The organism is Bradyrhizobium sp. WCU1 (assembly GCF_053474805.1).
In genome coordinates, this window is the sequence record NZ_CM130280.1 from 7,330,466 (window position 1) to 7,355,258 (window position 24,793).

At 62.6% G+C, this 24,793-nt stretch carries 25 protein-coding genes; 11 read left to right on the forward strand and 14 right to left on the reverse strand.

All coding sequences use genetic code 11. The annotated features are described in order from the left end of the window. Window positions 1-329 precede the first annotated feature (329 nt). Window positions 330-3,311, forward strand: coding sequence for an excinuclease ABC subunit UvrA (uvrA, locus tag ACTUWL_RS34365; protein ID WP_021081253.1), 2,982 nt, complete (start codon window positions 330-332; stop codon window positions 3,309-3,311). 6 nt (window positions 3,312-3,317) lie between these two features. Here uvrA and ACTUWL_RS34370 read toward each other — a convergent pair whose 3' ends face one another. From ACTUWL_RS34370 to ACTUWL_RS34380, 3 genes are all read right to left on the reverse strand, one after another. Then, a complete protein-coding gene (locus ACTUWL_RS34370) occupies window positions 3,318-5,480 on the reverse strand; it encodes a nuclease-related domain-containing protein (protein WP_021081252.1) in 2,163 nt (720 codons plus the stop codon). 333 nt (window positions 5,481-5,813) lie between these two features. After that, the gene (locus ACTUWL_RS34375) at window positions 5,814-6,194 is read right to left on the reverse strand and encodes a VOC family protein (protein ID WP_021081251.1); all 381 of its coding nucleotides are present in this window, start codon (window positions 6,192-6,194) and stop codon (window positions 5,814-5,816) included. Window positions 6,195-6,360: 166 nt separating this feature from the next. Continuing rightward, complete coding sequence (locus ACTUWL_RS34380; protein WP_021081250.1) at window positions 6,361-6,693, reverse strand: PRC-barrel domain-containing protein; 333 nt, start codon at window positions 6,691-6,693, stop codon at window positions 6,361-6,363. Here ACTUWL_RS34380 and ACTUWL_RS34385 point away from each other — a divergent pair. Together ACTUWL_RS34385 and ACTUWL_RS34390 are read left to right on the forward strand one after the other, a co-directional pair. Next, window positions 6,655-7,476, forward strand: coding sequence for a hemerythrin domain-containing protein (locus tag ACTUWL_RS34385; protein ID WP_299108262.1), 822 nt, complete (start codon window positions 6,655-6,657; stop codon window positions 7,474-7,476). The two genes, ACTUWL_RS34380 and ACTUWL_RS34385, sit on opposite strands and share 39 nt — an antisense overlap. Before the next feature lie 116 nt (window positions 7,477-7,592). Continuing rightward, window positions 7,593-7,997 carry a c-type cytochrome gene (locus tag ACTUWL_RS34390; protein WP_021081248.1) on the forward strand — a complete coding sequence of 135 codons (405 nt, stop codon included), beginning with the start codon at window positions 7,593-7,595 and terminating at the stop codon, window positions 7,995-7,997. Window positions 7,998-8,277: 280 nt separating this feature from the next. Here ACTUWL_RS34390 and ACTUWL_RS34395 read toward each other — a convergent pair whose 3' ends face one another. Further along, entirely contained in the window at window positions 8,278-8,817 is a 540-nt protein-coding gene (locus ACTUWL_RS34395) for an SRPBCC family protein (protein ID WP_021081247.1), read from the reverse strand. Window positions 8,818-8,953: 136 nt separating this feature from the next. After that, a complete protein-coding gene (locus ACTUWL_RS34400; protein WP_021081246.1) occupies window positions 8,954-9,718 on the reverse strand; it encodes an AAA family ATPase in 765 nt (254 codons plus the stop codon). An 82-nt stretch (window positions 9,719-9,800) separates the two neighbouring features. On the opposite strand from ACTUWL_RS34400, the gene ACTUWL_RS34405 reads away from it, so the two are divergent. Further along, window positions 9,801-10,124 carry a hypothetical protein gene (locus ACTUWL_RS34405; RefSeq protein ID WP_021081245.1) on the forward strand — a complete coding sequence of 108 codons (324 nt, stop codon included), beginning with the start codon at window positions 9,801-9,803 and terminating at the stop codon, window positions 10,122-10,124. Between the two features lie 21 nt (window positions 10,125-10,145). Here ACTUWL_RS34405 and ACTUWL_RS34410 read toward each other — a convergent pair whose 3' ends face one another. The 5 genes from ACTUWL_RS34410 to ACTUWL_RS34430 form a co-directional block, all read right to left on the reverse strand. Beyond that, a complete protein-coding gene (locus ACTUWL_RS34410) occupies window positions 10,146-11,150 on the reverse strand; it encodes a hypothetical protein (protein ID WP_021081244.1) in 1,005 nt (334 codons plus the stop codon). 250 nt (window positions 11,151-11,400) lie between these two features. Beyond that, entirely contained in the window at window positions 11,401-12,276 is an 876-nt protein-coding gene (locus tag ACTUWL_RS34415; protein ID WP_021081243.1) for a PCC domain-containing protein, read from the reverse strand. A 4-nt stretch (window positions 12,277-12,280) separates the two neighbouring features. Continuing rightward, on the reverse strand, window positions 12,281-13,921 hold the full coding sequence (locus tag ACTUWL_RS34420; protein WP_021081242.1) for an acyl-CoA synthetase: 1,641 nt from the start codon (window positions 13,919-13,921) through the stop codon (window positions 12,281-12,283). 211 nt (window positions 13,922-14,132) lie between these two features. Then, window positions 14,133-14,534, reverse strand: coding sequence for an SPW repeat protein (locus ACTUWL_RS34425; RefSeq protein WP_021081241.1), 402 nt, complete (start codon window positions 14,532-14,534; stop codon window positions 14,133-14,135). Between the two features lie 103 nt (window positions 14,535-14,637). Next, the gene (locus ACTUWL_RS34430; RefSeq protein ID WP_158267733.1) at window positions 14,638-14,808 is read right to left on the reverse strand and encodes a hypothetical protein; all 171 of its coding nucleotides are present in this window, start codon (window positions 14,806-14,808) and stop codon (window positions 14,638-14,640) included. 170 nt (window positions 14,809-14,978) lie between these two features. On the opposite strand from ACTUWL_RS34430, the gene ACTUWL_RS34435 reads away from it, so the two are divergent. Then, window positions 14,979-15,251: a GNAT family N-acetyltransferase gene (locus ACTUWL_RS34435; RefSeq protein WP_021081240.1), complete on the forward strand. Its 273-nt coding sequence runs from the start codon at window positions 14,979-14,981 to the stop codon at window positions 15,249-15,251. A gap of 14 nt (window positions 15,252-15,265) precedes the next feature. Here ACTUWL_RS34435 and ACTUWL_RS34440 read toward each other — a convergent pair whose 3' ends face one another. Then, complete coding sequence (locus ACTUWL_RS34440) at window positions 15,266-16,057, reverse strand: fumarylacetoacetate hydrolase family protein (protein WP_035652791.1); 792 nt, start codon at window positions 16,055-16,057, stop codon at window positions 15,266-15,268. A 126-nt stretch (window positions 16,058-16,183) separates the two neighbouring features. Continuing rightward, a complete protein-coding gene (locus tag ACTUWL_RS34445; RefSeq protein ID WP_021081238.1) occupies window positions 16,184-16,597 on the reverse strand; it encodes a DUF3597 domain-containing protein in 414 nt (137 codons plus the stop codon). Window positions 16,598-16,884: 287 nt separating this feature from the next. Between ACTUWL_RS34445 and ACTUWL_RS34450 the strand changes: the two genes are divergently transcribed. Beyond that, window positions 16,885-17,796 carry a DUF2189 domain-containing protein gene (locus ACTUWL_RS34450; RefSeq protein WP_021081237.1) on the forward strand — a complete coding sequence of 304 codons (912 nt, stop codon included), beginning with the start codon at window positions 16,885-16,887 and terminating at the stop codon, window positions 17,794-17,796. Between the two features lie 232 nt (window positions 17,797-18,028). Beyond that, on the forward strand, window positions 18,029-18,844 hold the full coding sequence (locus ACTUWL_RS34455) for a lytic murein transglycosylase (protein ID WP_021081236.1): 816 nt from the start codon (window positions 18,029-18,031) through the stop codon (window positions 18,842-18,844). A gap of 34 nt (window positions 18,845-18,878) precedes the next feature. Here ACTUWL_RS34455 and ACTUWL_RS34460 read toward each other — a convergent pair whose 3' ends face one another. Next, entirely contained in the window at window positions 18,879-19,298 is a 420-nt protein-coding gene (locus ACTUWL_RS34460; RefSeq protein ID WP_021081235.1) for a DUF3574 domain-containing protein, read from the reverse strand. A 516-nt stretch (window positions 19,299-19,814) separates the two neighbouring features. Here ACTUWL_RS34460 and ACTUWL_RS34465 point away from each other — a divergent pair. Next, window positions 19,815-20,846: an AraC family transcriptional regulator gene (locus ACTUWL_RS34465; RefSeq protein WP_158267734.1), complete on the forward strand. Its 1,032-nt coding sequence runs from the start codon at window positions 19,815-19,817 to the stop codon at window positions 20,844-20,846. A gap of 49 nt (window positions 20,847-20,895) precedes the next feature. Here ACTUWL_RS34465 and ACTUWL_RS34470 read toward each other — a convergent pair whose 3' ends face one another. Continuing rightward, on the reverse strand, window positions 20,896-21,183 hold the full coding sequence (locus ACTUWL_RS34470; protein ID WP_035652788.1) for a hypothetical protein: 288 nt from the start codon (window positions 21,181-21,183) through the stop codon (window positions 20,896-20,898). 733 nt (window positions 21,184-21,916) lie between these two features. Here ACTUWL_RS34470 and ACTUWL_RS34475 point away from each other — a divergent pair. The 3 genes from ACTUWL_RS34475 (at window position 21,917) to ACTUWL_RS34485 (ending at window position 24,722) form a co-directional block, all read left to right on the forward strand. Further along, window positions 21,917-22,069 carry a DUF1127 domain-containing protein gene (locus ACTUWL_RS34475; protein ID WP_016846063.1) on the forward strand — a complete coding sequence of 51 codons (153 nt, stop codon included), beginning with the start codon at window positions 21,917-21,919 and terminating at the stop codon, window positions 22,067-22,069. A gap of 110 nt (window positions 22,070-22,179) precedes the next feature. After that, entirely contained in the window at window positions 22,180-23,613 is a 1,434-nt protein-coding gene (gene trmFO, locus ACTUWL_RS34480; protein WP_021081232.1) for a methylenetetrahydrofolate--tRNA-(uracil(54)-C(5))-methyltransferase (FADH(2)-oxidizing) TrmFO, read from the forward strand. Between the two features lie 5 nt (window positions 23,614-23,618). Next, complete coding sequence (locus ACTUWL_RS34485) at window positions 23,619-24,722, forward strand: protease (protein WP_021081231.1); 1,104 nt, start codon at window positions 23,619-23,621, stop codon at window positions 24,720-24,722. Window positions 24,723-24,793 lie beyond the last annotated feature (71 nt).

Here is a 24,793-nt window from a genome sequence, read left to right on the forward strand (position 1 = left end):
AGACAGCCCCCCAAGGTCTCGGAAAGGCCGGCCTCGCGCCGGCCTTTTTTTCGTCAAAGCATTTTCGAGCGAAGCCTGTCCCGGAACTTGATCCGGGATGGATGCCGGTTCGCGCCAGGAAAACGCGTCAAAACGGAAATCTGGAACCGATCCTGCTGACGGCTGCTGCCATCGGCTAAACTATCCGTTGATGGACGCCATTCAGCACTGGAAATTGTCGGCCGTTCTACCTACGTTCCAGTCTTCACACACCCCATCGGCGCAAGCTCCCGGCATCACCGGCGATGCGCGCCCAAAAGGCGCCCGATCATGCGCCCGGAACCGTCGCAATGGATGAAGTGCTCAAGGCGAAGCGCCAAAACAACGCCGGCTCCTCATCGCGCGCCATCACGATCCGCGGCGCGCGCGAACACAATCTGAAGAACATCGACGTCGAGATTCCGCGCGACAAGCTCGTGGTGTTCACCGGCCTGTCCGGCTCCGGCAAGTCGTCGCTCGCGTTCGACACCATCTATGCCGAGGGCCAGCGCCGCTACGTCGAGTCGCTGTCGGCCTATGCGCGGCAATTTCTGGAGATGATGCAGAAGCCTGATGTCGACCAGATCGACGGCCTGTCGCCGGCGATCTCGATCGAGCAGAAGACGACCTCGAAGAACCCGCGCTCCACCGTCGGCACCGTCACCGAGATCTACGACTACATGCGCTTGTTGTGGGCGCGGGTCGGCGTGCCCTATTCGCCGGCGACGGGATTGCCGATCGAGAGCCAGATCGTCTCGCAGATGGTCGACCGCGTGCTGGCGCTGCCCGAAGGCACCCGCCTCTATCTGCTGGCGCCGGTCGTGCGCGGCCGCAAGGGCGAGTACAAGAAGGAGCTCGCCGAATACCTCAAGAAGGGCTTTCAGCGCGTCAAGATCGACGGCACCTTCCATGAGCTGTCGGAGGCCCCTAGCCTCGACAAGAAATTCCCGCACGACATCGACGTGGTGGTCGACCGCATCGTGGTGCGCCCCGACCTGGCCCAGCGCCTCGCTGAAAGTTTCGAGACCGCGCTGAAGCTCGCCGATGGCCTCGCGGTGATCGAATACGCCGACACGCCGGCGGCGGCTGCCGGCGAGAAGGAAGACAAGAAGAAGACCGCAAAAATCCACGACAAGAGCGGCCCCGAGCGCATCCTGTTCTCCGAAAAGTTCGCCTGCCCGGTGTCCGGCTTCACGATCCCCGAGATCGAGCCGCGCCTGTTCTCGTTCAACAATCCCTACGGCGCCTGTCCGGCCTGCGGCGGCCTCGGCGTCGAGCAGCATATCGACGAGGACCTGGTCATCCCGGACAAGGAGCTGACCCTGCGCAAGGGCGCGATCGCGCCATGGGCAAAATCGTCCTCGCCCTATTACATCCAGACCCTGACCGCGCTCGGCAAGCACTACAAGTTCACGCTCGACACCAAGTGGAAGGATCTGCCGAAGAAGGTGCAGGCCGCGCTGCTGCACGGCTCCGGCGACGACGAGATCAAGTTCTCCTATGAGGACGGCGTGCGCTCCTACGACACCAAGAAACCGTTCGAGGGCGTCGTCACCAACATCAACCGCCGCTACCGCGAGACCGAGAGCGAGTGGGCGCGCGAGGAGCTCGGCAAGTATTTCTCCGACGTGCCCTGCGAAGGCTGCCACGGCTATCGCCTGAAGCCGGAGGCGCTGTGCGTCAAGATCGGCGGCAAGCATATCGGCGAGATCTCCGAGCTCTCGGTCAAGCGCGCCGGCGAATGGTTCGAGACGGTGCCGGAGGCGCTGAACGCGCAGCAGAACGAGATCGCGGCGCGCATCCTCAAGGAGATCCGCGAGCGCCTGACCTTCCTGCTCGACGTCGGCCTGAACTACCTGACGCTGTCGCGCTCCTCCGGTACGCTGTCCGGCGGCGAGAGCCAGCGCATCCGCCTCGCCTCGCAGATCGGCTCGGGACTGACCGGCGTGCTCTACGTGCTGGACGAGCCGTCGATCGGCCTGCACCAGCGCGACAATGCCCGGCTGCTCGATACCCTGAAGCGGCTGCGCGACCTCGGCAACACCGTGGTCGTGGTCGAGCATGACGAGGACGCCATTCGCTTGGCGGATTACGTGCTCGATATCGGCCCCGGCGCCGGCATGCATGGCGGCAACATCGTCGCGGAAGGCACGCCCGACCAGATCATGCGCAACCCGAAATCGCTGACCGGCAAGTACCTCACCGGTGAGCTTTCGGTGCCGGTGCCCGACCGGCGGCCGCCGAACCATCGCCGCACCATCAAGGTGATCAACGCCCGCGGCAACAATCTGAAGAACGTCTCGGCCGAGATTCCGCTCGGCCTGTTCACCTGCGTCACCGGCGTCTCCGGCGGCGGCAAGTCGACCTTGCTGATCGACACGCTCTACAAGTCGATCGCGCGCAAGCTGAACAATGCCAGCGAGGGCGCCGCGCCGCACGACCGCATCGAGGGCCTCGAGCACATCGACAAGATCATCGACATCGACCAGTCGCCGATCGGCCGCACCCCGCGCTCCAACCCCGCGACCTATACCGGCGCCTTCACGCCGATCCGCGAATGGTTCGCCGGCCTGCCGGAAGCGAAGGCGCGCGGCTACGAGCCCGGGCGCTTCTCGTTCAACGTCAAGGGCGGCCGCTGCGAGGCCTGCCAGGGCGACGGCGTCATCAAGATCGAGATGCACTTCCTGCCCGACGTCTACGTCACCTGCGACACCTGCAAGGGCAAGCGCTACAACCGCGAAACGCTGGAAGTGCTGTTCAAGGGCAAGAGCATCGCCGACGTGCTCGACATGACCGTCGAGGAAGCCGCCGAGTTCTTCAAGGCGGTGCCGCGCGTGCGCGAGACCTTCCAGACCCTGCACCGCGTCGGTCTCGACTACATCCATGTCGGCCAGCAAGCCACGACGCTGTCCGGTGGCGAAGCCCAGCGCGTCAAGCTAGCCAAGGAATTGTCGAAGCGCGCCACCGGCCGCACGCTCTACATCCTGGACGAGCCGACCACCGGCCTGCACTTCCACGACGTCGCAAAGCTGCTCGAGGTGCTGCACGAGCTGGTCGCCCAGGGCAACACGGTTGTCGTGATCGAGCACAATCTCGAAGTCATCAAGACCGCCGACTGGGTGATCGACCTCGGCCCCGAAGGCGGCGACGGCGGCGGCGAGATCGTCGCCTGGGGCCCGCCGGAGGACATCGTCAAGGCGCCGAGGAGCTACACCGGCAAGTTCCTGGCGCCGGTGCTAAAGAAGGCGAACAGCAAGCCGCGGAAGAGTTCAGCGAGCGAGGCGGCGGAGTAGCCGGAGTCATTTCTCTGCTCGCTTCTGCCTTTCCCGAAAGGCTCTTGTTTGCTGCCTTAATTCCTTCTGCTCGAGAGCCTTGTTAAGAGCGGCGACTTGCCTTCTTGCCTTTCTTTCCTCGGACTTGACCCCCGCGGCATCAAATCCGAGAAGCTTGCCAACTCTCTCCAAAATGAAAGGTCCCCGCTGCAGCTCCCGACTGACTCCGAGCCGATTCTCGTCAATTACAAAAACGCTTTCAATCTCCTTTATCCGACTCTGCATTATCCGAACCTGCACTGGATCAGAGAGTTGACGCATCAAATCGTTTGGTGCCGGCTCCTTACCTTGCCAGAAAGAATATAAGCCCGACCGATGTATGAGACGCTTCTTTCGATGCAGAACGTGCGGGGTCTTTGAATTCAAGTACCGATCTTTGAAAAAACGGCCAATGCTTGACCAATCTGCAATATAAATCCCGTCATGCGCACCGCCTTCAGCATAAGGAGCTTCGTACAAGATAATGGGTACAATCTGCATTTGACGCGGGTCTACTCCTCCAGCCTCAATCGCCATCTCAGGGTACATGGCTAATCCATTCAGCTGCCGTTTGATTTGTTTAATGAAGGCGTCACGCTCTTTTCGGAAGTAATAGGACTGGATTGGGTGATGATTTGACAAGCCGCGATTCTTGCATTCGAAAATAAAGAGATGGCTCTCCCACGGTACAAGAACGTCGATCTCGTAGGGCTCTCCATCACGGCTCGTATCAATGCTAAAGGCATTAAGACCCATTGCCTGGAAGAACTGCTGGACTTCGGCCTCAAACCTCTTTCCTTTGCCATCGAACCGCTCTTCCAACGACAGTAAGTTAGAATAGGTCGTCATACCGGGATCGGCGTGAATTGCTGCTGGCGCAACAAACAAAAGTGAGCCGCCAGACATCTGTAACAGCGGGCAATCAAACAGATCTTCACTTCGGGTGCAGAAGGTAACCTGTGCGATGAACGCCGTAGCCGCCTCTGACGAGAGGCCAGCTTGCTCTAGCCTATGTTGAAGTTCCATTCGATCGAACGCTGGCAAGCATCTTTCCAAGGGATCGACGTTCCGTTCAAAGCACTCCAACGCCAATTTGTTGAGAGCGCTATACCCGCGGAGCCACTCGATGATCTTCAATCCCGCATATTTTCCTCGGTCGGTCCTAACGTCCGCGCCCAGTACCCTCGATAGATACATCGCAGAGCTAACTTCACGGACACTGACGAATTCGTCAGGAAGTAGCTTAGGTTGATCTGAAATGTCTTTTTCTTGCTCCAGTGCCGGCGTTTCGAACATCAACTCTGCAACGATCTGCTGTAACTGTTCCTTGAGGCGCTCGTTGGCGATCCAGTCGTAGTGTTCTTCGCCGGAAGGAACGTACTCAAAGTACGCGCGTGCCTCCCCAGGCATTCCCTCGATCGCTCTTCCGTTCTCGATCTCTACGAATTCTCCACCCCAATATCGACGACGTTGTTCCACTCTCTCCCATCTGATCCAACTCGTTGCCAATGTCGCAACGGCAACGCTTTCGCTCAATTCTTCATCCGAAACTTCCTGCAATTCCGGAAAGACAATTCTTCCGTCCCTTGATATCCATCCGTTCTCGTGCGCGAACATTTCAAGCGTCGCACCTAGATTTTCAATCAACGATGTTGTCGCAGAATCTATCAGGAAAGGCGTTCCATCATCGAGCGTACCGGTCGGCTCATCCGGAACACTCAATCTCTTCTTTTTCTTGATGCTCTCGCGCGCCCGCCGCTCGACGAAGTCGAGATAGTGCGAAGCTAACTTTAGCGCTGCCGAGACTTGCGTCGTCGGAGGTCGACTGCGCGCGGGTAGCTTGTTTAGTATGTGAAGAACATTACGATACCCTTCTTCTACCCTTCTAACTGTCGTGACGACATCCGTCAGACTCTGCTGCAGGCCCGCGCTAAGAGTCTTGGCGAAAAGCTTTTGCAGTTCCGAGAAAAAGAGGTTCCGCGCGCCTTCCCGCTTATTGGGATACTTAAAAAATAACTGTCCCGATCGCATTGCAAGTTCAAGTAAGGCTTTGGCGTTGTCTTCCGCAGAGCCCGCCGTCAGTTCCTGTGCTATCCACCGGGAATCTAGCTTTTCTAAAGCTCTACGTATTTCAGTCTCGCTAATTGTCATTGCTCCTCCAGCAAACTCAACTCCGCGAGGCACAACGTAACGTTGAATAGATGCTCATGTCGAGTTGGACTATAAAAACTTGCCGCGTCGACTCGGGGTGCATAATTTGCCGTTCTTGCGACGAACGTGACGCATTACTCCCCGCTCACCCTCCGCACTTGTGCTAGCTTGCTTCGCAGCCGGCTGCAGCGAATGAACGAGGCTGTACGTAGCTCATTGCCTAAAAGGAAGGCTTAGCAGGTAGCCAGAATGAGGTCCGTAGGCGAATTGGCGTAGCGCATTTCACCGATCCTTTTGCGACATTGTAGCGGTTACGCCTCCGGCTAACCTACACTAGACATTGTCTCGATTCCCGCGGTACGAGGCGATCTGCCAGACGTTTGCCCAGGAATCCCGAACCATCGCTCGTCGGTCGCCATAAGGCGTATCCGCGGGGGTTTCGATCGATTCAGCTCCTGCCGCGATCGCGCGGTGGTAGGTTTCGTCGGTGTTCGGAACATAGACGTAGAGGAAGGACGGCATCGTCTCGCGGATGCCTCCGCCGTCGCTGATCAGGATGATCGAGTCTCCGATCCGGATTTCCGTTGGCGCTCCGGAGCGCACTTCGCCTTCGGCACCGAAGACGTTTTTCAAGAATCCGGCCAAGCCGGTGAAGTCGCTCGTGACAATTCTCGGTATGACGGAAGGCCAGCCGACGGGCTTGTATTGGGTCATGCGCCTAACTTTGACGACGATGCGTCGCTTATCAAGACTACCACGATAGCACCAAGCGTAGGGCGGATTAGCGAAGCGTAATCCGCCATCTTATCGCCAAGCTCGGCGGGTTATCGGGCCCCGCGTCGCGCGGACCCGTTGGGCTAACCCGCCCTACTCGCTCCAGCTACACCGCCCAATAATTCGGGTGCGTATACGACTGCGAGCGGTCGCCCCAGTCGAATTCGTCGCCGTCGAACTCCGACGGCCCGGCGCGCAGATCCTCCAGCGTCACTTCGGCCTCGAAGGCCTGCCGCGCGGGATCGAAGTGCAGCGCGGTCCATCTGACGGGATAGTGGTGATGGGTGCTCAGCACGCCGCCGGTCTTGATGATGGCGTAGGCCACCGTGCCGCTCACCTTGTCGAGCATCAGCCGCTCGATCGAACCGAGTTTTGAACCGTCGCGCCCGAAGACGCAGACGTGCTCGACCCGGTCACTGGGCACCAAGGTATGATGCATGGCATCCTCCCTGTATTTCCTCGTATTTGCCGCGGATCATACGCCCCTCGGCCTGGTGAGCCAACCGGCAAACCCCGGCGCAGCGACCGGCTGGGGCGCCATCCGGCAGCGCTTCGCGCGAACCATCGCGCATATTCGGCTTGCGCCTTGATCCAGCGCAAAGTTGGTGACGGTCTTTTCGTCTATGGACTGATCCAGCCTCCTGCCTGGATCAGTGCCATGATCATCGACATTCTGTCCCGGGAACACCGCAACATCGAGCGGCTGCTCAACGTTCTCGAGCATGAGCTGGATATTTTCGATCACGCCGGCCGCCCGGATTACGAAGTGATCGGCAGCATCATCGCCTATTTCGAGGTCTACACGGAGCTCTACCATCATCGCCAAGAAGACCTGATCTTCGCCAAGCTCAGGCATCGCGATCCTGCGGCCGCGGCGAAGATGGGCGATCTCGCGCGCGAGCATCAGAAGGGCTCCGATCGCCTGCACCGCGTCGCCCACGCGGTCGCCAATGTGCGCGCGGGCGGCGAGATTCCGCGCGAGAATGTCGACGCGGTCATCCGCGATTTCCTGGCGCACGAGCGGCGCCACATCATGATGGAAGACCGCGATTTCTTTCCCGCCGCGGTCAAGGCATTGACGCCGCAAGATTGGGCCGACATCGAGTCCACGCTTTCGCCGCACAAGGACCCGTTGTTCAGCGATGCGACCGAGGCGCGGTTCGACGTGCTGCGCGCCCACATCATGGATCTGGAGAAGGAGGCTGAAGCCGAGCGGCATTAGAGCATGACCCGGAATGTGGAGACCGGGTTTCCCTCGCGGACATCCTGCTCAAACCAAGAGATGAGATCGACCCGACATCCCTCCAATTGCAATCCAAACTGTTTCCGGAGAAATTCATGATGGGGACGAAATTCGCAATGGCCTGCGCCGTCGGCAGCATGACGCTCGCCGCCGCTCTGCTCGCGACATCGGCTGCGCCGGCCTGGGCGCTCGACGGTGACCCGATCGCGGGCCAGGCCATCTTCCAGCGCATTTGCCAGAATTGCCATTCGATCGACGTCGGCGTGAACAAGGTCGGCCCGAGCCTGTGGCACGTCGTCGGTCGCCAGCCGGCGTCGGTCCAGGGGTTCGACTATTCGGACGCGATGCGCGGCAACAAGGCGCCCTGGGACGTGACGGCGCTCGATGCCTACCTCGCCGACCCCCGCGGCGACGTTCACGGCGTGAAGATGTTCTTCAAGGGGCTCAGCAATGCCCGCGACCGCGCCGACGTGATCGCCTATCTGCAAACCAAGCAGTGAGTCTCGATTTCGGGAGGCGGATCGGCAACTCGCCCGGATGCACGTAGCGATATCCGGGCGAGTTGATCGGACGGATTGACCACTCCCGCATGTCGCGAAACCCTTCAGCGGGCACGCATACTCCATTTCTGAATAATAGAAACGTATCGCTGATTTGCCCGACGTGTCAAGTCGATTTTCCGACTGCCGGCGGCAGCCTGCTCCTTTGCATGGGGTTGTTTTCGATATTTCGGGATGCGCGCGCTGCCGAGGCCGGCAGCGCGATCGCACGCAGCATGCGCTAGCTTCCGCTCTCGATCTTCTTCTTCAGCGCTTCCAGCCCGGCCTTGTAGAGCCCGCTCACCGCCTTGATCGCGGCCTCGTCGTTCAGCTCCGGCGGCGGATCGTTGTTGGGGTAGCCGCGATAGAACGCGCCGGACCATTCCAGCTTCGCCTTGCCGCCGGGCGCCGGCGACACCTCCAGCGTCGAGGAATAATTGGTCACCGGCAACACCTTCACGTCGACCGCGGTGATCCGGTACGAATAGCTCATCATCTCGGGCTCGTATTTGGAGAGCTCCTCCTCGATGGTGACGCCCGGAGCCAGCGTCAGCCGCCGCGTGGCGCCGATCTCGTTGCCCTTCTCGCCCTCGGTCTTGCTGACGCCGGCAAGCCAGCTCATGTCCTGGAAATTGCCGATCACCGCCCACACCTTGGCCTGCGGCGCGTCGATCTCGATGGATTCCCGCACCTTCTGACGGGTCGGCCCATGCGCCCATGCCGCCCCCAGCACGGCCAATGCCGCCACCACGACGCCAGCCCTCGCGATCGTCAGCCTCATCCTCGTCTCCCCGCTTTTCCGGTCCGCGCACCAGGCGCCTGCCGGAGCTTATGTTTCGGTATTCTGCACCGGATGGAAAGCGGCTTCTTGCACCAGAGCGAAGTCAAAACTTCCCCGCGGGACAAGCCTTTCCGCCCTACTCCTCGATCGCCGCCTCGATGAACCCCTTCGGGTCGTCGCAAAACTCCCGCATGACCTTGAAGTGATCGGTGTCCTTCAGGCTCACCGGTTCGAGGCCGTACTTCGTCAGCCGCAGCAGCGTCGCGTCGGGATAGGCCATCAGGACCGGCGAATGCGTGGCCATGATCACCTGACAATGGCCCGTCCCGTTCATCCGGTGCAGCAGCTTGAGGAATTCGATCTGGCGCGCGGGCGACAGCGCGGATTCCGGCTCGTCGAAGATGAAGATGCCCTGCCGCTGGCAGCGCTCCTCGAAGAAGCGCAGGAAGCCCTCGCCGTGCGAATGCGACAGGAAGTCCGGCGGCGTGCCTCGGGCGTCCATCGCTGCCTCGTCCAGATAGCGTGCGACCGAGAAGAAGCTCTCGGCGCGGAAGAACCAGCCGTTGGTAATCCTGGGCAGCCAGCTCGCGCGCAGCGCCGACGCCAGCGAGCCGCCCATTTTCTCCAGCGCACGGCCGTGGTCGACCGCGCGATACCCCTTGCCGCCGCCGGCATCGTCATAGCCGGCCATCACGGCGATGCCCTCCAGCAGCGTCGACTTGCCGGTGCCGTTCTCGCCGACGATGATGGTGATCGCCTTGTCGAAGCCGAGCTCGAAATCATCGCCCAGCAGCGGCAGCACGAACGGATAGGCCTTGCGGTTCGGGATTCGTGCAGGATCGAGCCAGACCCGCCGAAGGTACGGCGCGGGCATCTTGATCGGGCGGTTTCGTCTGGCCATGTGCGCGAATCCGGGGAAACAACGGCGGGTGGCCCAGTTTATGATACGAGCCCGCGGCAATCCTAGATGGTTCGATGTCCGAATGCCCAGCAAGGCCTACGCCCGCTTCCGCAAGGCAATCCTCACCGAGCAGCAGGTGGTCTGTGTCTATGCCGGCCGGCCGCGGGAGCTGTGCCCGCACATCATCGGCCACAACAGAAGCGGCGAAGAAGTCGTGCTGGCCTGGCAGTTCGCCGGCGAGAGCTCCGGCAAGCTGCCGCAATGGCGCTGCCTGCGCCTTGCGCACGTCAGCGACGTCCGCCTGCGCAAGGGCCCCTGGCACGAGGGCGGCTCGCATCGCGCCGAACAGACCTGCGTCAGCGCGATCGACCTCGATATCAACATCCATGTCCGCAAGCGGAGGTGATCGCGATGCGCGGCCTTCGGGCTAGATGAAGCGTCCCGGTTTGGCCATGAACTGATCAATCGCGGTCTTCAACTTGCCCTCGAGCTCGCTTTGACCGCCCCAGAACAGCGTCGGCACGTCGAACACATCGAACGGCAGCTTGGTCCCGCTATAGGCCGTCTGGATCACGGCCTTGCCGCTGGCGCGCGCATAGCCCAGCTCGTAGAAGACATTCGGACGTGCGCCGCTGACCTCGGCGATCACAAACGCCGCGCGCCGAATTCCGGCAAAGATCGCCGGCACGATGCGCTCATTGCTGTCGAGATGGTCATCGACCTTGACCGCCGAAAAACCCTTCTCCTTGCAAACCCGACCGAAGGTTGCATAGGCATCCGTCAGGTGAGGAACGTTCTCGAACGACATCACGACGAACACTTCGGTCGACAGGATCGCGCGCTCGGCCAGCGTGACCACCTCGGCCGCGTATTGGTCGACCACCTCGTCGTTCTCGTCGGTCATGAAGCGGTTCAAGGCCTGGTAATCCTCGCGCGACAGGTTCGACACCCCTCTTCGCTCAAACGACGCCAGCTCGTCGACATAGATATCCGTTGCGGCACCTCCGAATGTCGCGACCGACAGGATCGGCTTGTTCGCGAACCGGCCCCAGCTCGCGGCGTGCTGCGTCCCGTCCCAGCCGCCGATGATGATCATCGCATCGCATTCACGCACCGGCTCGGGAAACGCGAATCCGCGCGGGACCTCGGACCAGTCGCCCAGCTGCGATCGGGTGATCTCGCCGAATTTGTGGATCGGCGTCGTGCTGCGGGTGACCCACGAATGGATCATCTTGTTCGGGTCGAGCTTCCTGGATTGAGCCGCGGCCGAGGCAGCCTGCGCAACGACGAGATCCAGTTGGGTGCGACAGCCACCGAGCAGCGTATGGCCTCGCAGGATCGTCTGCCGACCAAGCGCCTCGGCGAAGCGCCGTCGCAAGGGCCCTGTCTCATCCTTCTCGTACAGGCCGCCCGCCACCAGCAATTTGGCCATCGACACTCTCCCAATATGTTCCGCTCAAAATCAACCCGACCTCGCCTTGTCGGTGCAATGCCGCAACAATAGAGGCGTTCTTCGATCAACTCAATTCTAACGTGTAGCGATTTTCAGAGGCAGCTTGAATATTCAGCGCGGTTCCCGAGCGACCTATTCGGCTCAATCACTGATTTGTCCAACGGCACTGGTGCCCGTCTCACAAGCAGTACCGTAGCCGGGACGACGATGCGGATGGATCGCACAGCCGCTACGGCTGCTCCGCCTCCTCCAGCACCTCGAGCACCAGCTCCATCGTCATCAACACCGGATTGTCGCCCCGTACCAGACGTCCTTCGGCGGTACCGCCGAGATAATCGACCAGCGCGATGTCGAGCTCGGCATGCAGCCGGCCATCCTCGTCGGCCGCGATCTGCCCCGCGGTCACCGCAAGCTCGGTCGCGAACGGCACCACGTCGTGGACATCGGTGAAAACGGCACCGATGGTGGAACCAACGCCGCCATGCAGCCGTGCACGCAGGATGCCGTGCAGGCGGCAGAAGCCTTCGAGCGCGCAGGCGAAATCCTGGTTCGGCCGCAGCCGTAACGCAAAGGCATGGCTGGTGGTCTTCGCACCAGCCGGCGCGCGGGCGACCGGACCGAACAGCTTGAAATTGGTCTCGCTGTCGGGCTCGGCCAGGAACGTCGCGCCATCGATTCCGAATGCGGCGACCTCGAACGGTTCGGCGACGATGGTCTCATCGGGGAGCATGTGTCCGCCGTTGAAGCGGCCGTCGGCCTCGGTCCACAAGCCGTGGCAATGGAAGAACGGCGCGCCGTCGCGCTCGCCGAAGGTCAGCGCCGCGAGCTTGAGCCGCGTCACACCCTCGGGACGAAACGTGTCGCTGTAGAACGCGGCGTTGGCGCCGTCCTTCGACAGCGCCGGCATCACATAGGCGAACGGCCCGAGCGCGCCAGCTTTGGCGCTGAGCACGCCGGCCGAGAACCCCTCCGCCGCAAAGCCGCGACGCACGGCCTCGAGCAGGGGAATTCCGGCCTCGAGCACGAATGAGAAGGCGCGGCCGCGCGCGGTGACCCATTGGATGCGCTCGGTGACCGGAGCGCCGGGCTGAGCGATGCTGCGCATCGCCTCACGCGCCCGGCGATTTGGCGATCGCCTCGAGCAGCCCGCGCGCCTCGAGCTCGTCGCGGATCAGCCGCTTCGGCACCTTGCCGTAGCCGGACTTCGGCAGCGCCTCCCAGAAGAAGAAGCGCTTCGGCATCTTGTAGCGCGGCACTTTTGGCGCGAGATAGGCGGCAAGCTCCGCCTCGGCGACCGCCTCCGTCCCCTCGCGCGCGACGCAGACGGCGATGCCGACCTCGCCCCAGAACGGATCCGGCACCCCGAGCACCGCGACCTCGCCGACCGCGGGATGGGTCAGGAGCTTCTCCTCGATCTCACGCGGATAGATGTTGGAGCCGCCGGAGATGTACATGTCGGAGGCCCGGCCGGTGATGTAGACGAACCCCTCCTCGTCCATGTGGCCGAGGTCGCCGGTGCGGAACCAGCCGTCGCGGAACGCCTTCGCATTGGCTTCGGGGTTGTCGTAGTAGCCCGCGAACACGCCGGGACCGATCACGCAGATTTCGCCGGTCTCGTGCGGTTTCAGCTCGCGCCCATCCTCGCCCTGGATCGCGACCTGCATGCCGGTGCGCTCGAAGCCGCAGGTGCCGATCCGTGCATGCGGGCCGTCCTCGGGATCGTGCAGGCCGGGCGGCAGCACCGTGATGTTGCCGGTGACCTCGCCGAGACCGAAATACTGCACCAGCACGCCGCCGAGCTTGTTCAGCGCGGCCTTCTGGTCTTCGCGATACATCGGCGCGCCGGCATAGATGATGTAGCGCAGCGAGGAATGGTCGTGCTGCTCGGCGGCGGGATGCTCCACCATCATCTTCAGGATGGTCGGCACCGTGAACATGTTGCTGACGCGGTGCCTGGCGATCAGGCGATAGGCTTCCGCGATGTCGAATTTCTCCGACGGCAGCAGGATGGTCGGCACGCCGCGCGCGGTCTGCACCAGTTGATGCACACCGGCGCCATGCGACAGCGGCGCCACCACCAGCGAGGCGTCGTCCTCGGTGGTGCCGGGCATCAAATCGGCGAGATGGTTGGTGATCACGAAGGCCATCTGGCCATGGGTCAGCACCGCGGCCTTGGAGCGGCCCGTGGTACCGGAGGTGAAGAAGAACCAGCAGGGATCGTCGTACTCGACCGGCGCGTTCTCGACCGAGGCGCCCGCATGCCTGGCGATGACGTCACCAACGGTCGCTTCGCCGAACGTCCCCTCCTCGCCGATCCGCCAGACGAATTCGAGCGCTGGATTGGCGGCCGCCCTGGCGTGCTCGGGGAAGTCCGTGTGGCACAGAAACGCCTTGGCGCCGGAGGCAGCCGCCAGATAGCCGACCTCGTCCGGCATCAGGCGGAAATTGGTCGGCACCCAGACCGCGCCGAGCCGGAACGCCGCGAACATCGACCAGAACATCTCGTCGCAGTTCTTGGAATGCACCAGGATGCGGTCGCCCTTGCCGATGCCGCGCGCGGCCAGTGCCGCCGCCAGCGCCGAGACGTTCTGGTCGATATGGCGCCAGGACCAGGCCTTCTCGTTCCAGATGAAACCGGGACGATCGCCATGGCGGCGGGCGTTCTGGGTCAGGATGTAGGCGAGGTTCATCACCCGGCGCGACACCCGCGCGATCCCGCCGCGCGGGGCGGTCCCGGCCGTCCCGCTCATTGCCGCCCCGCCGATACGCACAACAGACAGGGCATGGTCAGGACGGTCATCGGGTGTTTCCTTGGTCAGAACCGGGCGTCTTCAAGCGCCGCAAGGGGTTGGTACCACCCGGTTTATCGCCAAGCAGCGCGCCTCGGCAAGGCCTGCCGGACGGAGCGCGATGATACCGCGCACCGGTGTCAGCCAGCCCGATCTGCCTTGGCCCAGACCGCTACTGAGGGTACTTGGCCAGGTCCTGCTCGCTCAGGTTCCAGTCCTGCCAGAGCTGCAACGCGCCGATCATGACGACCAGCGCGCCGAGCAGGATGTGCCAGAGCTGCAGCGCCTGGTCCTCGGAGTAGCCGAAGATGACCGGCGAGACGATCAGCCAAAGGCCGAGCAGGATGCTTGCCACCTCCTCCCAGCGATGCAGCGCGACATATTCGAGCTGGGCGAGGCCCAGCACCAGCATGCCGACCACGAAGCTGTTGAGCACCAGGTGGCTGCGCTCGACGTCGACGACGTCGCTCACCTGCATCGGAAACCAGGGCGAGACCATGATCAGCACGCCTAGCAGCATGCCGAGCCAGTCCTCCCAGGGGCGGTGTGTGCCGAAGAAACGATTGTCCGACATGACGAACCTCCTTGCGACAAGGGGCATACGTCAGCGGCCGGTCCTGCCATTCCGCACCAGACGACCTTCGGGCCGCATCACGGGCGTATGTCTCAGCGCAAGCCTAATCGAATTGCATCGGCTCGCAAGGCCCGATCGTCTGTGTGCGATGCGGCAAGGCCGACAACGGCTGGCATCGTCCATCACCGCGCCCCGCCGAGGCGCGCCAGCGTGCAGCGCCCTTGTCGTAATCGGCGAGCTCGCCCTTGTTGTCGCGCTGGAACAGCCGGATCATGCCGCGACGGCCCTTTTGGCAGATTCGGCAGCGTCAGGGCAGCGCCGAGCAGGCAGGCCAGAATGCGCATCTCGTCAAACCACAGACACCAATTTGCAGGTTGGTCGCGGCTTTGCAGCGGCGGGTTGGCGCGCTTAAATCAAGACCAGTGCATCAACCGGGATTCTGCGATGGCTGCCGTCCGCGACAACAGGGACCAAAACCGCTTCGAGCTTGAAACAGAGGGCGGGCTGGCCTTTGCGAATTACCGTCGGACGCCATCGGCAGTGATCATCACCCACACCGAGACACCGCGCGCCCTGCGTGGCCGCGGCATCGCGTCGGAGCTGGTCAAGGGCGCGCTGGAGCTGATCCGTGCCGACGGCCGCAAGGTGATCGCAGGCTGCGGCTTCGTGTTGGACTATCTCGACAAGCACCCGGAATATGCGGACCTTGCCGGCTGACTTTCGATCCAACGTCAGACGATCTTGATCGACATGTCGGGCAAGCCCTCGAGCTTGCAGAGCAGCACGTCGCCCTTCACAACGGGACCGACATTCTCCGGCGTTCCGGAATAGATGATGTCGCCGGCCTTCAGCTCGAACGCCTCGGAGAGCTTTGCGATCTGCTCGGCGACGCTCCAGATCATGTTCTTCAGATCCGAGCTCTGCCGCACCGTGCCGTTGACCGCAAGCGAGATCGCCCCTTGCGTGAAATGGCCGGTCTTGTCAGCCGGATGGATCGGCCCGAGCACTGCCGCATGGTCAAAGCTCTTGCCGATCTCCCACGGCTTCTTCTCGGCCGCCATGCCGTTCTGCAAATCGCGCCGCGTCATGTCGAGGCCAAGCGCGTAGCCATAGACGTGCTCGAGCGCCTTGTCGGCGGGAATGTTGGTGCCGCCGGACTTCAGCGCCGCGACCAGCTCGACCTCGTGGTGATAGTTCTTGGTCAGCGACGGATAGGGATGATCGGCGACCGTGCCGATCGCGACATTCTGAATGGCATCGGTCGGCTTCTGGAAGAAAAACGGCGGCTCGCGCGTCGGATCGGAGCCGCGCTCGATCGCATGGGCTGCGTAGTTGCGGCCGATGCAGTAGATGCGGCGGACTTGGAACACCTCGGTGGCGCCGACAATCGGGATCGTCACGGCCGCGACCGGAAACATCGCCTTCGGCGCCACCTCGGCGTGGGCCGGCACGGATTGGGCGGCGGCGCCGGCCAATGCGAGGGCGCCGGTCGCAAGCATGGTCCGGCGATCGAGATCGGTCACGGCAGTTCTTGCAGGAGTTTTCATCGGCGCTCTCCTTCTTGTCCGCCGATCTATAGATGTTCGCCGCTCCATAAAAAAGGGCCCGCGGTGGCGCGGGCCCTGGCCGTGCGCGGGATGACGATCCCGTCAGTGCTTGATATCGGGGGGCAGCTTGCCGCCGTTGGCGGCGAGCTTCGTCATCACCTGCTTGTGCAGCCAGATGTTCATGCTGGCGGAATCGTTGGTGTCGCCGGTGTAGCCGAGCTCCTTGGCGAGTTCCTTGCGCGCCGACAGGCTGGAGTCGATGTCGAGCGCCTTCATCAGGTCGACGATCGAGGTGCGCCACTCGAGCTTCTCGCCCTTGGCGGCAACCGCCTTGTCAAGGATGGGGGCGACGTCCACGGACTGCGCGGGCGCGGCACCGGCGGGCACAGCAGCGGGAGACGGCGACGCGCTGCTGGATCCACCGGCGGGAGCTGCGCTCGTGGCCGTTCCGCCGGCGGGCGCGGCGCTGGCGCTGCTGCCGAAGATCGCGCCCATGATTTTTCCGAAAATGCTCATCGTTCGCTCCCAAGAGAGTTGAGATGTGAAGGCCACACGGCAGTGCGCCGGCTGACCGAGGTCGCAGTTCAAGTGTATCGCCCCCTCAATACCTTGCCAATGCGACATTCACTTAAGCGTGAGTGCTTTTGGCGCGGTTTGGGAGTACCCTCACCCAACAGTTCGCGACACGGCCAGTTCCTGCTCTGTCTTTCGCGTCTGGCTTGCTCGTGATCGCTTCGAGAGGCGGTACGTTTGTGCCCGCGCGCCGGGCGCAGAATGCGACCGCCCAGAGGGAGACAACGACCATGGCCACGCAATACCAAGGCAATGTCACATCGATGACGCAGGGCGGACAGGGCGCCGCATCTGCACCCATTATCCGCACCATCGGCCTGTCCGATCTGCATCAAGCGCTGCGTCTCGGCTGGGAAGACTTCAAGGCGGTGCCAAGCCACGCCATCATCCTGTGTCTGATCTATCCGGTGCTCGGCCTCGTGCTTGCGCGCACCGTGCACGGCTATTCCGTGCTGCCGCTGTTGTTTCCGCTGGCCGCGGGTTTTGCCCTGCTCGGCCCGTTTGCCGCCGTCGGCCTGTACGAGATGAGCCGCCGCCGCGAAGACGGCGGGGAAGCATCCGCATGGGACGCCCTGGAGGTATTCCGTTCGCCGTCATTCGGCGCGATGCTTGGGGTAGGAACGCTGCTGTTCGCGTTGTTCGTGACCTGGATCGCCACCGCACAGGCGATCTACACGGCGGTGTTCGGCTACGAGACCGCGGCCAATATTCCCGATTTTGTCGAACGCGTGCTGACCACCTCGCAAGGCTGGTGGCTGATCGTGGTCGGCTGCAGTGTCGGCTTCCTGTTCGCGCTCGTCGCGCTTTGCATCAGCGTGGTTGCCTTCCCCATGATGCTCGACCGCCAAGCAACCGCCGGTGAAGCCATGGTGACGTCGATGCGCGCCGTCGCGCAAAACCCGGTGCCGATGGCGGCCTGGGGCCTGACGGTCGCGGTGCTACTGGTGCTCGGCACGATCCCGTTCTTTCTCGGGCTTGCCGTCGTGATCCCCCTGCTCGGCCACGCCACCTGGCATCTCTATCGCGAGGTCATCGTCAAGGATCCGAACGCTCGGCCGGTGATCCCCGAGCCGCGCGAGCGCAAGCCCGCCGCCGACTTCCCGGCCAACCTGTTCCCCTGGCGGCGCAGCGGTCGCGGATAGACGCCAGTCAACCTGAGCTCGTAAACGTCACAGCAACCGCCGGCCGATATGATCGGCCGGCGGTTTGTCGTCCCGGATCGTCAAATGGATGTGAAATTGGCGTGGCATTTGCAGCGCGACCTGAGAAAGGCGGCCCGGGTCACGAGCCTTGTTTTGGCCGCTGTTGCCGCGAACATACCCGCCGCCTCCGCGACCCATCGCTGGCAACGCAGACTTCGGAGTGAAATTGCCTATGACCTCTCGCTTGTCCTTTCGCACGCTCGCCGTTGGGGCGTGGCTTCTGACCTCGACCGCGTCTGCGCTCGCCGCCCAATGCGGCACGGGCACGTTCGAGTCCTGGCTTGACGATTTCAAGAAAGAGGCTGTGGCGAAGGGGATTTCACAGAACGCGATCCAGGCCGGATTGAATGGCGTCACGCAGGACAAGGCGATCCTGGCGCGCGACCATTCGCAGCAGGTGTTCAGCCAGACCTTCGAGCAGTTCTCGGGCCGCATGGTACCGCCGCGGCTCAATCGCGGCTCCGACATGATGAAGCGCTACGGCTCGGTGCTGTCGCGTATCGAGGAAACCTACGGCGTGCCCGGCGAAATTCTGGTCGCGATCTGGGGGCTGGAAACCGATTTCGGCGTCAACACCGGCAAGTTTCCGACCCTGCGCTCGCTGGCGACGCTGGCTTATGATTGCCGCCGCTCCGACATGTTCAAGGCCGAGCTGATGGATGCGCTGCGCATCGTCGAGCGCGGCGATCTCGCGCCGCAGGAGATGCACGGCGCCTGGGCCGGCGAAATCGGCCAGACCCAGTTCATGCCGTCGTCCTACATCAAGTTCGCGGTCGACTTTGACGGCAACGGCAAGCGCGACCTCCTGCACAACGTGCCGGACGTGCTGGCCTCGACGGCGAACTTCCTGAAGAGCTACGGCTGGAAGAAGGGCAAGGGCTGGGAGCCCGGCAGCGAGAATTTTGCGGTCATCCAGCAGTGGAATAAGAGCGAGGTGTACGCCAAGACGATCGGCTACTTCGCCACCCAACTCGCCAAGGCGCCATAAGGTATGTCGCCGCAATTGTTGTTACAGCGAGTGGTCAGAACGATGCGCAAGTGACCGAGAGCGTGAGGCCCACCGACTGTTGGTGAAAGCGCTGCTTGTACGCGGAGCCGATCTCTTTCAAGCGCGCCAAGGTCTCCGGGGTCTCGGCAGCGATGACGCGCACGACGAAGGACGGCTCATGCGTGATTCGGCCCGTTTCCGGGTCGCGCCACTGGCCGAACGCCCTGAGCAGGGTGAAGCCATCTGGAAAGCGCGGTGTCACCTCCCTCTTGAGGAAGTCCGACCACTGGGCGTCCGACACGCGGCCATGTCCGGCGATCTGACGCCCAAACAACAGTTCGGCCTGCATCATCGACTTGCCGTTGATCAGCTGGCAGGAAGTTGCGGCACCTTCGGCGGCTGATGCGTTGCTTCCCGCGACGAGGACAAGCCACGCGGCGATCAGTGCGCGCATGAGGTTCGAACTGTCTGCTTTGCCACGCCGGCCGGCGACGTCTCGGGTGATGCGGTCCGGTACACGATTCGAGCAAACGGCAACATTCCGAGGAACACGGCCAGCACGCCAATGATGCCCATTGCAAGCCTCACGTCGACGTGCGCGGTATGGACGCGCAAAAGTAGTACTAAGATCACCCTTTATCCTTCTGCAAGCAGTCCGATCCAGCGCTATAGCGTTTACTGATTTGTCCGCCCGCCGGCTAGGACAGGCGCGACAAACACCTTGGATGAAAACGACCTGACGGGTCGCCATTTCAATCGGAATACGTTTCGGCCAATGGGAGGTGCGTTCCACCTCGGACTGCACCTGCCGCAGGGGCGAACCGGGGATGGAACACACATAGGCGCTTTGACAGAGCCAAGTCATTGGCTAGAAGCCCTGCGTTGCGAGCGTTTGTTGCCGAACCGGGGCGCCCCGGTGAACGAGACGCGGCGGTTCGCCGACACATGTTGCGACACCCTGAGTTTCCCGATGACCTCGACGGCCGACGACGTTGCACTTTCCCGGTTCTCCCTGGCAGATTTTGCCGAGCGGGACCGTATGGCCGCATGGCGTGATCTGTACGGCCGGCTGGTGCTGAAGGCCGACCTCGTGCCGTTGCCGGATCATTCGTTGCATGCGGACGTGACCGTGCGGATGCTGCCCGGGCTGTCCATCACGTCGGCCAGCATGTCGGCGTTTCGCTACGAGCGGGGTGCCGAACAGTTGGCGGACGGCAACGACGGGCTTGTCCTGGTGATGGGGTCGCACGATGCCACGATGGTGCAGCGCGGACGCGAGGTCTCTTGGAGCGCCGGCGATGGGCTGCTGCTCAGCTCGGCGGATCCGGTCGCGATGGTTTGCCCCGCCCCGGCGAAGATTCTGTGCCTGCACGTTCCACGGCCGGCGCTGGAGCCGCTGGTGAGCAGCGTCGATTCCTCCGTGATGCAGCCTATTGCACGCTCCACCGAAGCGCTGAAATTGCTGGTGAGCTATGTTGGGGCGCTGCAGGAGGATTATTCGCTTGCAACGCCTCAGCTAAGGCACGACGTGGCCTCGCATGTGCACGATCTGATCGCTGTAGCGCTCGGCGCAACGAGAGACGCCGCGGCTGTTGCCCGTGGGCAGGGCGTCCGCGCAGCACGGCTGCGCGCCATCAAGGCCGATATCATCGACCATCTCAATCATGGCAGCCTCACGGTGGCCGCTGTCGCGCGGCGGCACGGCGTCACTCCGCGCCAGGTGCAACGGATGTTTGAAGACGACGGGACCTCATTTTCCCAATTCGTGCTTGGACGCCGTCTCGCGCGAGCGCATCGATTGCTCGTCAATCCGCGCCACGCCGATCGGCCTGTGAGCGCGGTCGCCTTTGAGGTTGGTTTCGGCGACTTGTCCTATTTCAACCGCACCTTTCGCCGCCAATACGGCGCGCCCCCTTCAGATGTGCGTGAATCGGCGCGAAAAGGGCCTATCGCGAACAATGGCCTTGATCCAATCCGGACCGATCGCGCTCCAGCCAAATAATATGGGCCGATTGCCCCAGGCAATCGGCCCATATCGTCATGATCAACGCTTACTTCGCCATGCTGGCTTCGGCAGCCTTGCTGAGATGCGCGCCGCATGCACCCCACTTGTCATTCAGCATCGCATCCTGGGCGAGCGAGACTTCCTTCTCCGCCGCGAATTTGACCTCATTGTCAGCCATCGCTTCGACGGCAGCTTCAGTCTTGCCGAAATTGGCACCGCTGCAGCCGACGCCCATATGATGATGACGATGAGCGGCCTGAGCCGGAGCGACGGCGTAAACGACGGCAGCCATGCTGGCCGCTGCGATCAATGTCTTGATCATGGGATGTTCCATCTTTTGTTCTTGAACAGAATCCAGCGTGATTGCGGAATCTGCGGAACGATTATTCGCTGTTCCCGGCACCGTTCAGAATGAACTTCACGCGAGACGAATGTGATCGGCGCTGCACGCGGATCGCGCATGCGTTGCATAATGTTTTGATTACAAGCCGGTAAGGAAGCAGCGCCGCATTAGCATGGTCGGGCACGTTCACTTCAATCAAAGCGCCGTTCCGATAATCAGCAGACGCCCTTAGCAGCGTCTTGCTCCCTGGCAGAAATTCGCATCCCGGAGTGCTGAATTACCTCAGGAGTCAATGCGGCTGATTGACGCTACGTCCGTCGGCGTCTCCGCAGCGACATATTATGAATACAAACTCACTTCTAATGCCAAGATGTCGCATGCGAATCACGCATGGAACACATCGAAGTGATCCCTCACCCACAAGGGCGTTCCAGCTTGATTGCGCGGTCCTTAATTACCACATGGAGGACACCGCAGAGACCAGTAGAGCCCCATCAACCTACTGATCTATAGAACATTTTATCACGACCAGCACCACCGAGGGAACTTTCACCTCCGGGCCACCGACCGAAGCCGCAAACGGTTAACCGGAACTTACCTTCGCCATGCGTTTTGAGCCTAGCTGCATCGCAACATTGAACCTACCGCACTGCACTATATCATCTATATTCACTTCAACGATGAGGCTTTGGAAAAGCTGAATCTGAACTACTAGGAGACTATCATGTTGCTCTCGCTCATCCGCATGATCCAGGCTTTCCGGGATTATCAGCGCAATGTCAGCGAACTGTCCCAGCTCAGCGATCGTGAACTGGCCGATATCGGCCTCGACCGCTCGGACATTCCGCGCGTTGCCGCCGGTACCTACAACGGCTAATCCGCCGTAAGCCAATTGATGAACGGATAACGCCCGCTCCTGCAGCGGGCGTTATCGTTTGTGGTGCGGTTTCAGATGCATATGGTTTCGAAACGCGCTAACGCTGCGCGATGACACCGCATCACTCCTCTTCCCAACCCGTGCACATCGTGGGCGCGGGGCTCGCCGGCTCGGAAGCCGCCTGGCAGGTCGCCAATTCCGGCATCCGTGCCGTGCTGCACGAAATGCGCCCGCACCGGATGACCGAAGCGCACCGGACCGAAGGCTGCGCCGAGCTGGTCTGCTCGAATTCCTTCCGCTCCGACGATGCTGCCAACAACGCGGTCGGGCTGCTGCACGCCGAGATGCGGCGACTGGGCTCCCTCATCATGTGCTCGGCCGACGCCAATCAGGTGCCCGCCGGCGGCGCGCTGGCGGTCGACCGCGACGGCTTCTCCGCCGCCGTCACCAAGGCCCTGAACGAACACCCACTGATCGAGATCAGCCGCGAGGAAGTCGCAGGGCTCCCGCCGGCTGACTGGAGCAACGTCATCGTCGCGACCGGTCCCCTCACCTCGGCACCGCTCGCCGACGCCATCAGGCAGCTGACCGACGAGAACGCGCTGGCGTTCTTCGATGCGATCGCGCCGATCGTGCACAAGGATTCCATCGACATGTCGGTGGCCTGGTTTCAGTCGCGCTACGACAAGGTCGGTCCCGGCGGCACCGGCGCCGATTACATCAACTGCCCGATGACGAAAGAGCAATACGATGCCTTCGTCGCGGCGCTGCTCGATGGCGAGAAGGTCGACTTCAAGGATTGGGAGACCAACACGCCGTATTTTGATGGCTGCCTGCCCGTCGAGGTGATGGCCGAGCGCGGCCATGAGACGCTGCGCCACGGGCCGATGAAGCCGGTCGGACTGACCAATCCGCACAATCCAACCGTCAAGCCCTATGCGATCGTCCAGTTGCGGCAGGACAACAAGCTCGGCACGCTCTACAACATCGTCGGATTCCAGACCAAGCTGAAGCATGGCGCGCAGCAGCGCGTGTTCCGCACCATCCCCGGCCTCGAGAACGCGGAGTTCGCCCGCCTCGGCGGCCTGCATCGCAACACCTTCCTGAACTCGCCGAAGCTGCTCGATGCGCAACTGCGCCTGCGCGCGCAGCCGCGGCTGCGGTTCGCCGGCCAGATGACCGGCTGCGAGGGTTATGTCGAGTCGGCCAGCGTGGGCCTGATCGCCGGCCTCTGCGCCTCCGCCGACATGCGCGGCGCGGCGCTGCCCCCGCCACCCGCCACCACGGCGCTCGGCGCGTTGCTCGGCCACATCACCGGCGGCCACATCGAAACCATCGATGCCGGTGCGCGCTCGTTCCAGCCGATGAACATCAATTTCGGCCTGTTCCCGCCTCTCGCCAGCGCTCCGACCAAGAAGCCGGACGGCTCGCGGCTGCGCGGCAACGAGAAGACGGTCGCCAAGAAGCAGGCGATCAGCGCGCGGGCGCTCGCCGACCTCGATCACTGGATCGCAGAGCACCTGCGCGTTGCAGCAGCGGCCTGACCGTCATGAGCTTGCCGAAAGACGACGACGCCACTTTGTCGGCGCGATGGAGCCAGGGCGTGCTGCTCAAGCGCGACGTGTTCTCGACCGTCGAGCGCGGCCGATTCCGCGGCGATGACGGCGAGGTCGACGGGGTGCTGCGCCGGCTCGACCAGGTGCCGTTCTGGTCGTTCGCCGTGGCGCTGCATCTGTTCTCGCGTGAACGCCGTGCGCTGACCCTGGCGCGCGACCTCAACGTCGGACCCAAGCTGTTGTGGGCGGGCCGACGCGCGCTGGTGCGCGGCTTCATCGACGGCGCGGCGCTGCATCTGGCGAAGCCGCATGGCGACGTCGCCTATTTCCGCTCCGCCAAGCAAGCGTTGCGCAAGCTGCATCGCGCCGGCATCTGCCACAACGACCTCGCCAAGGAGCAGAACTGGCTGGTCGGCCGCGATGGCCGCGCCTACCTCACCGACTTCCAGCTCGCCGCCTGCTTCAAGAGCCGAAGCCGGCTGTTCCGCCTCGCGGCCTATGAGGATCTGCGGCATCTGTTGAAGCACAAGCGCAGCTACGCCCCGGAGGCGTTGACGCCGAAAGAGCGCAAGGTGCTGGCGAAGAAGTCCGCGGTCGCCAGCGTCTGGCTGAAGACCGGCAAGAAGGTCTATCAGGCGATCACGCGCGGCATCTTCAATTTCACCGACCGCGAGGGCGGCGGCCGGCGGCTGGTCAACGACGCCCCGGTGCTGGTCGATTTGATCCGCCGCAATCCCGACGTGCGCGACACCGCGATCGTCGCGTTTGCCGACCGGCGCGTCGGCGTCGGGCTGTACGCCTTCGTCGAGGCAGACCAATCCGCGCTGGAAAAGACGCTGCGCAACGAGCTCACCGCAGCCAAGGGCGTCAAGCCGCCCGAACACATCCAGATCGTGCATGCACTGCCGCGCGATGCGGCCGGCAAGCCGCGCACCGAAATCCTGCAGCTCGTCGCCATGAACCAGATCGACCTGATCGAGCCGATGATGCGCAGCGACGCCGATCGCGAATTCCTCAAGGACATCCTCGAGCAACGCAAGAACCTGCGCGATCGCTTCAATTTTGAAGTCGCCGAGATGGATCGACAGCTGCGCTAGACCATGCGCACTTCCGGGCGCGCAGCCCTCGACAAACGCGCTGCGAAGCACCACTCTTTGCGTGGGCTAGC

What these genes read in the sequence shown, in the direction of transcription:
- ACTUWL_RS34380 (WP_021081250.1), bottom strand. Translation starts at nt 6,693, where the DNA reads ATGCATCATACCTTGGTGCCCAGTGACCGGGTCGAGCACGTCTGCGTC.
- ACTUWL_RS34465 (WP_158267734.1), top strand. Translation starts at nt 19,815, where the DNA reads ATGACCTCGACGGCCGACGACGTTGCACTTTCCCGGTTCTCCCTGGCA.
- ACTUWL_RS34460 (WP_021081235.1), bottom strand. Translation starts at nt 19,298, where the DNA reads ATGCGCGCACTGATCGCCGCGTGGCTTGTCCTCGTCGCGGGAAGCAAC.
- ACTUWL_RS34400 (WP_021081246.1), bottom strand. Translation starts at nt 9,718, where the DNA reads ATGGCCAGACGAAACCGCCCGATCAAGATGCCCGCGCCGTACCTTCGG.
- uvrA (WP_021081253.1), top strand. Translation starts at nt 330, where the DNA reads ATGGATGAAGTGCTCAAGGCGAAGCGCCAAAACAACGCCGGCTCCTCA.
- ACTUWL_RS34370 (WP_021081252.1), bottom strand. Translation starts at nt 5,480, where the DNA reads ATGACAATTAGCGAGACTGAAATACGTAGAGCTTTAGAAAAGCTAGAT.
- ACTUWL_RS34390 (WP_021081248.1), top strand. Translation starts at nt 7,593, where the DNA reads ATGATGGGGACGAAATTCGCAATGGCCTGCGCCGTCGGCAGCATGACG.
- ACTUWL_RS34375 (WP_021081251.1), bottom strand. Translation starts at nt 6,194, where the DNA reads ATGACCCAATACAAGCCCGTCGGCTGGCCTTCCGTCATACCGAGAATT.
- ACTUWL_RS34425 (WP_021081241.1), bottom strand. Translation starts at nt 14,534, where the DNA reads ATGTCGGACAATCGTTTCTTCGGCACACACCGCCCCTGGGAGGACTGG.
- trmFO (WP_021081232.1), top strand. Translation starts at nt 22,180, where the DNA reads ATGACACCGCATCACTCCTCTTCCCAACCCGTGCACATCGTGGGCGCG.
- ACTUWL_RS34410 (WP_021081244.1), bottom strand. Translation starts at nt 11,150, where the DNA reads ATGGCCAAATTGCTGGTGGCGGGCGGCCTGTACGAGAAGGATGAGACA.
- ACTUWL_RS34420 (WP_021081242.1), bottom strand. Translation starts at nt 13,921, where the DNA reads ATGAGCGGGACGGCCGGGACCGCCCCGCGCGGCGGGATCGCGCGGGTG.
- ACTUWL_RS34430 (WP_158267733.1), bottom strand. Translation starts at nt 14,808, where the DNA reads ATGATCCGGCTGTTCCAGCGCGACAACAAGGGCGAGCTCGCCGATTAC.
- ACTUWL_RS34455 (WP_021081236.1), top strand. Translation starts at nt 18,029, where the DNA reads ATGACCTCTCGCTTGTCCTTTCGCACGCTCGCCGTTGGGGCGTGGCTT.
- ACTUWL_RS34395 (WP_021081247.1), bottom strand. Translation starts at nt 8,817, where the DNA reads ATGAGGCTGACGATCGCGAGGGCTGGCGTCGTGGTGGCGGCATTGGCC.
- ACTUWL_RS34450 (WP_021081237.1), top strand. Translation starts at nt 16,885, where the DNA reads ATGGCCACGCAATACCAAGGCAATGTCACATCGATGACGCAGGGCGGA.
- ACTUWL_RS34415 (WP_021081243.1), bottom strand. Translation starts at nt 12,276, where the DNA reads ATGCGCAGCATCGCTCAGCCCGGCGCTCCGGTCACCGAGCGCATCCAA.
- ACTUWL_RS34485 (WP_021081231.1), top strand. Translation starts at nt 23,619, where the DNA reads ATGAGCTTGCCGAAAGACGACGACGCCACTTTGTCGGCGCGATGGAGC.
- ACTUWL_RS34445 (WP_021081238.1), bottom strand. Translation starts at nt 16,597, where the DNA reads ATGAGCATTTTCGGAAAAATCATGGGCGCGATCTTCGGCAGCAGCGCC.
- ACTUWL_RS34405 (WP_021081245.1), top strand. Translation starts at nt 9,801, where the DNA reads ATGCCCAGCAAGGCCTACGCCCGCTTCCGCAAGGCAATCCTCACCGAG.
- ACTUWL_RS34475 (WP_016846063.1), top strand. Translation starts at nt 21,917, where the DNA reads ATGTTGCTCTCGCTCATCCGCATGATCCAGGCTTTCCGGGATTATCAG.
- ACTUWL_RS34470 (WP_035652788.1), bottom strand. Translation starts at nt 21,183, where the DNA reads ATGGAACATCCCATGATCAAGACATTGATCGCAGCGGCCAGCATGGCT.
- ACTUWL_RS34435 (WP_021081240.1), top strand. Translation starts at nt 14,979, where the DNA reads ATGGCTGCCGTCCGCGACAACAGGGACCAAAACCGCTTCGAGCTTGAA.